This is a genomic window from Kitasatospora sp. NPDC058406 (assembly GCF_042722765.1).
Classification (GTDB): Bacteria; Actinomycetota; Actinomycetes; order Streptomycetales; family Streptomycetaceae; genus Kitasatospora.
In genome coordinates this window covers 1-6995 of record NZ_JBHXKE010000354.1, presented here as the reverse complement: position 1 = coordinate 6995, position 6995 = coordinate 1, and the positions used below count along the sequence as shown (strand labels likewise).

Below are 6995 nucleotides of genomic sequence, written 5' to 3'. Positions count from 1 at the left end.
GAGCACGCCGTGTCGATGGTCACCGCAGGGCCTTCGAGCCCGAACGTGTAGGAGATCCGGCCGGACATCACCGACGAGGCCGTGCCCGTCAGCAGGTGCCCCTCCAGGCCCTCCCCGCCCTCCACCGATCCGGTGCCGTACCCCATGAACGAGGCACCGACGAACACACCGACCGGCTCGCCGCGCAGGCCCAGCGGATCGACTCCACCCCGCTCCAGCGCCTCCCACGACGTCTCCAGCAGCAACCGCTGCTGCGGATCCATCGTCAACGCCTCGCGCGGCGAGATCCCGAACAGCGCGGCGTCGAACTTGCCCGCGTCGTGGAGGAATCCACCCTCGCGGGCGTAGTAGGTGCCCGCGTGCTCCGGATCCGGGTGGTACAGCCCTTCCAGGTCCCAGCCACGGTTCGTCGGGAACGCGCCGATGCCGTCCCGGCCCTCGGCCACCAGATCCCAGAACGCCTCGGGTGTCTCCACCCCGCCCGGCAACCGCAGGCCCGTCCCGACGATGACGATCGGGTCGTCGGTGGCCACGGTCGTGACCTCGGGGCCCGCCACCGGGGCGGTCGCACCGACCATCTGTTCCAGGACGAACGCGGCGAGCCGCTCGGCGCTCGGGTAGTCGAACGCCAGCGTCGCCGGCAGCGCCAGCCCGGTCGCCGACCGCAGACGATTCCGCAGCTCGACGGCGGTCAGCGAGTCGAAGCCCAGCTCCTTGAACGCCCGCGACGCCTCGACCGCCCCGGCCGACGCGTGCCCCAGCACCGCCGCGACCTCGGCCCGGACCAGCTCCAGCACGGTCCGCTGCCGCTCCGCCGACGACAGACCCGCCAACCGCGCAGCCGGCCCGGAGCCCGACTCCGGAGCGACAGCGAGCTCGACAGCCTCCGGCAGGTCGGCCAGGAACGGCCGCTCACGCGCCGCCGTGAACAGCGGCAGGAACTCCGACCACCGCACGTCCGCGACGGTGACGGCCGCCTCGCCCGACCCGACGGCCGACGCCAGCACGGCCAGCGCCCGAGCGGGATCCATCGGATTCAGACCCCGCCGGCGCAACTGCGTGGCCGACTCGTCGTCCGCCGCCATACCCACGCGGGCCCAGGGGCCCCAGGCGACGGCGGTACCCGGCAGCCCCTGCGCGCGACGCCGCGCCACCAGCGCGTCCAGCGCCGCGTTCGCCGCCCCGTACGCCGCCTGCTCCCCGCTGCCCCAGACACCCGAGATCGACGAGAACACCACGAACGCGTCGAGATCCGTACCGATCAACGCGTCCAGGTGCAACGCCCCGTCGACCTTGCCGTCGACGACCCGGCGGACGTGCTCCTCGTCCGCGTCCACCAGAGCCATGTGCTCGCTGACGCCAGCCGCGTGCACGACCGTGTCGACCTTGCCGACCGTTGCCAGCAGCGCCTCGACCGCGGACCGGTCCGCCAGTTCACAGGCGTGGATCTCCGCCATCGGCAGCTCGGCCAGCAGCTCCGCCGCCCCCGGCGCCCGCACGCCACGCCGGGAGAGCAGCACCAGCCGCTCCGCACCGTTCGCCGCCGCCCACCGCGCGACCTCGGCCCCCAGGCCGCCCGTCCCACCGGCGATCAGCACCGTGCCCCGAGGCTTCCAGACCGACCCGGAAGCCACCGGCGCATGCTCCAAGCGCCGCACCAGCACACCGCCGCCGCGAACGGCGACCTGGTCCTCCGCACCCAGCGCACCACCCAGGACCGCAGCAACGCGACCCGCCGCCCGACTGTCCACGACGGCAGGAAGGTCCAGCAGACCGCCCCAGCGCTCGGGGTGTTCCAGCGCCAGCGTGCGACCGAGGCCCCAGGTCTGGGCCTGGACCGGACCGGCCGGGGCGTCCGCCCTCCCGACGGACACCGCGCCCCGGGTGATCAGCCAGAGAGGTGCCGTCGACTCGACGTCCAGGCAGGCCTGGACGACGGCGAACGTGTCCAGCAGGGGCGCGTCCTCAAGAGCGGCGAGGCTCACCACGCCCGCGATCGGCTCGTCCAGCGCCCGCAGCCGCCGGGCGAGCGCGCCGCGCTCGTCCGCTCCGACCGTCAGAACCCGCGCACCGTGGCCGGTCAGGGCCGCCGCGAGTCCGACGGTGTCCGCGCCGACCAGCACCCAGGTGCCCTCCAGCACCGACGTGCCCGGCTCGGGCACCGGCTGCCAGCCGACCCGGTAGCGCCAGCCGTCCGACCGGGAGCGCTCGCGGCCGCGTGCCCGCCAGGACGTCAGCGCGGGCAGCACGCTCTCCAGCGGGGACAAGGGGTCGACGCCGAGTTCCGTGGCGAGCGTGGTGAGGTCGCCACGGTCGATCGTGGCCCAGAACCCGGCCTCGGCGGGATCGGCGGCCACCGCCTTCGCGGGCCGGCTCTCCAGCCAGTACCGCTGGTGCTGGAAGGCGTAGGTCGGCAGCTCGGCCGGTCGGACGCCGGTGAAGAAGGGCGCCCAGTCGACCGGAACGCCGTTGACGTGCAAGGTCGCCAACGCCGTGAGCACGGTGGTGACTTCGTCGCGGTCGCGGCGCAGCAGCGGCGCGGTGACGGCGTCGGGCTGCTGGACGAGCGCGGACAGGACGCCGTCCGGGCCCAGTTCGACGAACCTGGTGACGCCGTCGAGGGCCGCGAGGGCGTCGGCGAAGCGGACGGGCTTGCGGACCTGGTCGACCCAGTACTCCGGGTCCGACCACTGCCCGACACCGACCGGGCGGCCTGTCACCGACGAAACCGCCGGGACCGAAGGCTCGGCGAAGGACAACCCACGCACCACGGCGCGGAAGTCCTCCAACATCGGCTCCATCAACCGCGAATGGAAGGCGTGACTGGTCCGCAGACGGCTGGACTTCCAGCCCCGCTCGCCCGCCGCCTCCGCGACAGCGTCGATCTCGGCTTCCAGGCCCGCGACCACCACGGCCCCAGGACCGTTCACCACCGCGACGTCCACATCCGGGAACGCGGCGAGGACGTCCGCCTCGGAGGCTCCGACGGCGAGCATCGCCCCACCGGCCGGAAGGGCCTGCATCAGTCGGCCGCGTGCGGCGACCAGCGTGGCGGCGTCCCCGAGGGACAGCACCCCGGCCACATGCGCGGCAGCGATCTCACCGATCGAGTGCCCGACCAGGACGTCCGGCCGCACACCCCAGCGGGTGAGCAGCGCATGCAACGCCACCTCGACGGCGAACAGGGCCGGCTGCGCGTACCCGGTGCGGTGGATCAGCTCCTCGTCCGCCAGCACCTCCGCCAACGGCCGGTCCAGATGGGCATCCAGGTGCAACGCCACCTGGTCGAAGGCATCCGCGAACACCGGGAACGCCTCGTACAACCCCCGGCCCATCGACGCTCGCTGCGCGCCCTGACCCGTGAACAGGAACGCCACCCGCCCGGCACCCGTCGTGCCCCGGAGTGCCGCAGCACCTGTGGCGACTCGGCGCATGCCCTCGACGAGGGTCTCCCGGTCACCGGCGAGCACCACGGCCCGGTGCGGCAGTGCCGCACGGCGGATCGAGGCGGCGCCGAGTTCCACCGGGCGAGCGATGTCCACCCCGGCGCTGTCGATCAGCTGTTGAGCCTGAGCACGCAGGGACGCCTCGTCCGTACCGGACAACAGCACCGGAGCAAGCGGTAGTTCGACCGACACCGGGGCAGTGGGCTCGACAGCCGGGGGCTCCTCCACGATCACGTGCGCGTTGGTGCCACTGACACCGAACGCCGACACACCCGCCCGACGAGGCCGATCCCCGGCGCTCCACGGACGCGACTCCGTCAACAGCGACACCGCGCCGGAAGCCCAATCCACGTGCGGGGAACGCTCGTCGGCGTTCAGCGTCGCGGGCAGGGTCCCGTGCCGCATGGCCAGCAGCATCTTGATGATGCCCGCGACACCGGCCGCCGCCTGCGTGTGCCCGATGTTGGACTTCACCGACCCGAGCCAGAGCGGGTCGCCGCCGTCCCGGTCCTGACCGTAGGTGGCCAGGAGGGCCTGGGCCTCGATCGGGTCGCCGAGCGTCGTGCCGGTGCCGTGCGCCTCGACCGCGTCCACGTCGGACGCCGACAGGCCCGCCTGCGCCAACGCGGCCCGGATCACCCGCTGCTGCGACGGACCGTTCGGCGCCGTCAGACCGTTCGAAGCACCGTCCTGATTGACCGCGGTACCCCGGACCACCGCCAAGACCTGGCGACCGGCAACCCGCGCCGACGACAACCGCTCGACCAGCAGCATGCCGACACCCTCGGACCAACCCGTCCCGTCCGCGCCCGCACCGAACGACTTGCACCGGCCGTCCGGCGCCAGACCCCGCTGACGCGAGAACTCCACGAACACATCCGGCGTCGGCATCACCGTCACACCACCGACCAGCGCCATCGAGCACTCACCCGACCGCAGCGCCTGCACCGCCAGATGCAGGGCGACCAACGACGACGAACACGCCGTGTCCACCGTCACCGCCGGGCCTTCGAGCCCGAACGTGTACGAGATCCGCCCCGACATCACCGACGAAGCCGTACCCGTCAGGAGGTGCCCCTCCACACCGTCGGAAGCCTCGACCGGTCCGGAGCCGTATCCCATGAAGGAGGCACCGACGAACACGCCGACCGGGTGTCCGGCCAGTCCGGCCCGTGGGTCCACGCCTGCCCGTTCGAACGACTCCCACGAGGTCTCCAGCAACAGGCGCTGCTGCGGATCCATCGCCAGCGCCTCACGCGGCGAGATCCCGAACAGCCCCGCATCGAACTCGCCCGCGCCGTACAGGAACCCGCCCTCCCGGGCGTAGAACGTCCCCGCATGCTCCGGATCCGGGTGGTACAACCCCTCCAGATCCCACCCACGATCCGTCGGGAACGCCCCGATCCCGTCCTCGCCTGCGGAGAGCAACTCCCAGAACCGTTCCGGAGAGTCCACCCCGCCGGGCAGCCGCAGGCCCATCCCGACGATCACCACCGGATCGTCGTCGGTGGCGACAGCGAGCGCCGGAACGGCAGGACCGGCCGCCTCCGCGCCTCCCACCTCGGCCAGGACGAACGCGGCGAGCCGCTCGGCGCTCGGGTAGTCGAACGCCAGCGTCGCCGGCAGCGCCAGCCCGGTCGCCGACCGCAGACGGTTGCGCAGTTCGACGGCGGTCAGCGAGTCGAAGCCCAGCTCCTTGAAGGCCCGAGACGCCTCGATCTCCCCGGCCGACGCATGGCCGAGAGCCGCCGCAACCTCGGCCCGGACCAGCTCCAGCACGGTCCGCTGCCGCTCCGCCGACGACAGACCCGCCAACCGCGCGGCCAGCCCGGTACCCGGCTCCGCCACGGTGGCCGACTCGGCGGCCTCCGGCAGGTCAGCCAGGAACGGCCGCTCACGCGCCGCCGTGAACAGCGGCAGGAACTCCGACCACCGCACGTCCGCGACCGTGACCAGGTCGTCCCCGGCGCCCACGGCCCTGGCCAGCGCGGCCACGGCGCGATCGGGAGCCATCCCCACCAGGCCCTGCCTGCGGAGCGAAGCGGCGGCCTCGACGTCGGCCGCCATGCCGACGCTCGCCCAGGGACCCCAGGCGACCGACGTGCCGGGGAGCCCGGCGGCCCGTCGGCGCAGGACCAGGGCGTCGAGAGCGGTGTTCGCCGCCCCGTACGCGGCCTGCCGACTGCTGCCCCATGTCGCCGAGATGGACGAGAACACCACGAACGCGTCGAGATCCGTACCGACCAGCGCGTCCAGGTGCAACGCCCCGTCGACCTTGCCCCGGATCACCCGGTCCAGATGCGCCTCGTCCGCGTCGACCAGCGGCACGTCCTCGCCCACACCGGCCGCGTGCACGACTGCGTCGACCCGACCGACCACGGCCAGCAACGCCTCCACCGCGGACCGATCCGCCAGATCACACGCATGGATCTCCGCCATCGGCAGCTCCGCCAACAACTCCGCCGCCCCCGGAGCCTGAGATCCACGCCGCGAGAGCAACACCAACCGCTCCGCACCGTTCGCAGCCGCCCACCGCGCCACCTCGACGCCCAAGCCACCCGTCCCACCGGTGATGAGCACCGTGCCGCGCGGACTCCACGCACCGGCAGCACCGACCGCACCGGCCGGCGCATGCGCGAGCCGCCGTACGAGCACGCCACCACTACGCAGCGCGACCTGGTCCTCCGCGCCCAACGCGCCACCCAGGACCGCGCCGAGGCGGCCGGCCGCCCGGGTGTCGACGACCGGCGGCAGGTCGAGCAGACCGCCCCAGAATTCCGGGTGCTCCAGCCCCACCGCCCGGCCGAAGCCCCACAGCTGCGCCTGACCGACGTCGACCGTGTCGTCCGCCCGGCCGGTGACCACCGCGTTCCGGGTGACCGTCCACAGCGGGGTCGTGCTCCGTACGTCCGTCAAAGCCTGCACCAGCGCCAGGTTTTCACCGACCGATCCGAGGACCGAAACGACGCCCTCCGCCTCCTGCCCGGCCAGCCGGGCCGCCAGCTCGGAGCGGGAGCCCGTCGGCACGGTCATGACCTCCGCGCCGAGCCCGGAGAGGACCGCAGCGAGGCCGAACCCGTCGTCGCCGACCAGCAGCCACGTCCCGCTGATCCGCCCGTGGCCCGCGACGGTGGTGGGGTTCCAGACGGCGCGGTAGCGCCACGCGTCGATCAGCGACCGCTCCCGGCCACGCGCACGCCAGGCGGCCAGCGCGGGAACCAGGCCCGCCAGCGCCTCGGCCTCCACGCCGAGGCGGTCGGCGAGCGTAGCCACGTCGCCCGACTCGACCACGGTCCAGAACCCGTCGTCGTCACGGTCTGAGCGGGGCCGGGCCCCCTTCTCGGGCCAGAACCGCTCCCTCTGGAAGGCGTAGGTCGGCAGCTCGGCCGGTCGGACGCCCGTGAACAGCGGCGACCAGTCGACCGGGACGCCGTTGACGTGCAGGGTCGCGAGTGCCGTCAGCGCGGTGGTCGCCTCGTCGCGGTCGCGGCGCAGCAGCGGCGCGGTGACGGCGTCGGGCTGCTGGACGAGCGCGGACAGGACCGCGTC

At 73.5% G+C, this 6995-nt stretch carries 1 protein-coding gene; it reads right to left on the bottom strand.

The annotated features are described in order from the left end of the window. A partial coding sequence (locus ACFWOG_RS38230) for a type I polyketide synthase (RefSeq protein ID WP_380364117.1) occupies nt 1-6995 on the bottom strand: 6995 nt, incomplete at both ends.